The sequence below is a fragment of the Mycobacterium kyorinense genome, assembly GCF_001672775.1.
In the GTDB taxonomy this organism is placed as follows: Bacteria; Actinomycetota; Actinomycetes; order Mycobacteriales; family Mycobacteriaceae; genus Mycobacterium; species Mycobacterium kyorinense_A.
Genome location: NZ_LZKJ01000026.1, coordinates 1 through 653 on the forward strand (window position 1 = coordinate 1; position 653 = coordinate 653).

At 60.6% G+C, this 653-nt stretch carries 1 protein-coding gene; it reads left to right on the forward strand.

Annotated elements, in window-relative coordinates:
* Positions 1 to 33: 33 nt before the first annotated feature.
* A partial coding sequence (locus A5707_RS01460) for a protein kinase family protein (RefSeq protein WP_197495214.1) occupies positions 34 to 653 on the forward strand: 620 nt, incomplete at its 3' end.

Genomic DNA, 653 nt, shown 5'->3' on the forward strand with positions numbered 1-653 from the left:
GTCGAAGAAAGCGGCAGGCCACGGGGTTTCGTGATGCCAGCCATCCCCGCTCAGTTTTTCATCGACCTGACCACCGTTGGTGGCGTGTCAAGGACCCCCGCCGAATTCCAGCATCTGCTCAATCATGTTTCGGTGTTGTCTGCCCGAGGCGTCAAACTCGATGACGTTCAACGTTATTCGCTGCTGCGCGAAGTCGCCTCCGCCCTGGCGTTTCTTCACAAGCACGGTGTGTGCGTCGGTGATATCTCACCGAAAAACCTGCTGTTCTCGCTGACGCCGCACGAAGCGGTCTACTTCATCGACTGCGACGCCATGCGGATCAACGCCGTCTCGGCACTACCCCAAATGGAAACCCCGGGATGGGACAGTCCTTCTGGCGAGGAACGGGCCACCATCTACACCGACAGCTACAAACTCGGGCTGCTGGCCCTGCGGCTGCTCGCCGGCGACCACGACACCAAAAACCCCCACCACATCCCCGCCACGGCGACCGACCTGTTGCGCCAGATCATCACCGACACCTTGACCAACCAGCCACACCAACGCCCACTACCCGAAGCCTGGACCTACGTGCTCGGCCACGCCATCGAACACGCCCAACACCAAACAAAAATGGGAGCAGCCAACACACCACCGACAAGCGTCGCCCTCGA